Annotated in this window: 2 tRNA genes and 2 rRNA genes (1 of these 4 cut by a window edge); all 4 read right to left on the reverse strand. The window is 44.4% G+C overall.

Annotated elements, in window-relative coordinates:
- A 23S ribosomal RNA gene (locus WG950_RS06280) occupies nt 1-307 on the reverse strand; it reaches 2563 nt to the left of the window's first position.
- Between the two features lie 164 nt (nt 308-471).
- Nucleotides 472-545 (reverse strand) — tRNA-Ala (locus tag WG950_RS06285).
- Between the two features lie 84 nt (nt 546-629).
- Nucleotides 630-703: transfer RNA gene (locus WG950_RS06290), tRNA-Ile, on the reverse strand.
- 82 nt (nt 704-785) lie between these two features.
- A 16S ribosomal RNA gene (locus tag WG950_RS06295) occupies nt 786-2303 on the reverse strand.
- Together the 16S and 23S rRNA genes with 2 tRNA genes alongside form the textbook arrangement of a ribosomal RNA operon.
- Nucleotides 2304-2500: the final 197 nt, after the last annotated feature.

The raw sequence follows: 2500 nt of genomic DNA on the forward strand, positions 1-2500 counted from the left end.
TTAGCATTGAATATTGTGGTCCTACAACCCCAATATTGCCGTAACAACATTGGTTTGGGCTAATCCGCGTTCGCTCGCCACTACTAACGGAATCACTATTGTTTTCTCTTCCTCCGGTTACTTAGATGTTTCAGTTCACCGGGTTTGCCCCTTTCGGTACTATGTCTTCAACATAGTGGGTTGCCCCATTCGGATATCTACGGATTATAAGGTATGTGCCCCTCCCCGTAGCTTTTCGCAGCTTATCACGTCCTTCATCGCCTCTGAGAGCCTAGGCATCCGCCATACGCCCTTACTTAACTTATTGTACTTTTTGCTATGATGTATAAATACATCACAACGAGCTCTTTTATATTTTTATAAATATAATAGATATAAATATCTATTTGTTCTCTATCTTTTTGATTCTTACGATATCATTTTACCAATATGTCAATGAACTTGTGGCCTATCTATTATAATTGACCGTTGTGGAGAATATCGGAGTCGAACCGATGACCTCTTGCGTGCAAGGCAAGCGCTCTAGCCAACTGAGCTAATCCCCCATTTGAAATTTTGAATTTTGAATTCAGAATTACGAATTTAGAATTCTCTAGTTTCCAGAATTTCCTTAAAGTATACCTATTTTGTAGTCCCGGGCAGACTCGAACTGCCGACCTCTACATTATCAGTGTAGCGCTCTAACCAGCTGAGCTACGAGACTATAATAGCTTAATACTTTCTTTATTTTAAAATTAACAGCAAAGAGTAAAATGTACCTTTTGTAACTCACCATCTTTCTCTAGAAAGGAGGTGTTCCAGCCGCACCTTCCGGTACGGCTACCTTGTTACGACTTAGCCCTAGTTACCAGTTTTACCCTAGGCGGCTCCTTGCGGTGACCGACTTCAGGCACTCCCAGCTTCCATGGCTTGACGGGCGGTGTGTACAAGGCCCGGGAACGTATTCACCGGATCATGGCTGATATCCGATTACTAGCGATTCCAGCTTCACGGAGTCGAGTTGCAGACTCCGATCCGAACTGTGATATGGTTTGTAGATTCGCTCTCTGTTGCCAGATGGCTGCTCATTGTCCATACCATTGTAGCACGTGTGTGGCCCAGGACGTAAGGGCCGTGATGATTTGACGTCATCCCCACCTTCCTCACGGTTTGCACCGGCAGTCTCGTTAGAGTCCCCATCTTTACATGCTGGCAACTAACGACAAGGGTTGCGCTCGTTATAGGACTTAACCTGACACCTCACGGCACGAGCTGACGACAACCATGCAGCACCTTGTAATATGTCCGAAGAAAAGTCTATCTCTAAACCTGTCATACTACATTTAAGCCCTGGTAAGGTTCCTCGCGTATCATCGAATTAAACCACATGCTCCACCGCTTGTGCGGGCCCCCGTCAATTCCTTTGAGTTTCAATCTTGCGATCGTACTCCCCAGGTGGGACACTTATCACTTTCGCTTAGTCACTGAGATAAATCCCAACAACTAGTGTCCATCGTTTACGGCGTGGACTACCAGGGTATCTAATCCTGTTCGCTCCCCACGCTTTCGTCCATGAGCGTCAGTACATACGTAGTAGACTGCCTTCGCAATCGGTATTCTGTGTAATATCTATGCATTTCACCGCTACACTACACATTCTATCTACTTCCATATGACTCAAGTCAACCAGTATCAAAGGCAGTTCCATAGTTAAGCTATGGGATTTCACCTCTGACTTAATCGACCGCCTGCGGACCCTTTAAACCCAATGATTCCGGATAACGCTCGGACCCTCCGTATTACCGCGGCTGCTGGCACGGAGTTAGCCGGTCCTTATTCTTACAGTACCGTCAAGCTAGTACACGTACTAGTGTTTCTTCCTGTATAAAAGCAGTTTACAACCCATAGGGCAGTCTTCCTGCACGCGGCATGGCTGGATCAGAGTCTCCTCCATTGTCCAATATTCCTCACTGCTGCCTCCCGTAGGAGTCTGGTCCGTGTCTCAGTACCAGTGTGGGGGATCTCCCTCTCAGGACCCCTACCTATCGATGTCTTGGTAAGCCGTTACCTCACCAACTAACTAATAGGACGCATAGCCATCTTTTACCGATAAATCTTTAATTACAACCTGATGCCAAATCGCAATACTATGAGGTATTAATCTTCATTTCTAAAGGCTATCCCTCTGTAAAAGGTAGGTTCTATACGCGTTACGCACCCGTGCGCCGGTCGTCATCTGTGCAAGCACAATGTTACCCCTCGACTTGCATGTGTTAAGCCTGCCGCTAGCGTTCATCCTGAGCCAGGATCAAACTCTTCATTGTATATCTTAAATATTTTAATGAATAAGTTTCAAAAGAATTTACATTATTAATAATGTGGTTATTCTACTCTTTGTTTACGCTGTCAATTTCAATATTTTCAATGAACTTTTAAGGTATCAAATCTTGCTCTTTAAAAACAAAACCTAAATCTTAATCTTGTAGAAATGATAGAATCGAACTATCTAACTTAAATTACC

Source organism: Polaribacter marinaquae, assembly GCF_038019025.1.
Classification (GTDB): Bacteria; Bacteroidota; Bacteroidia; order Flavobacteriales; family Flavobacteriaceae; genus Polaribacter; species Polaribacter marinaquae.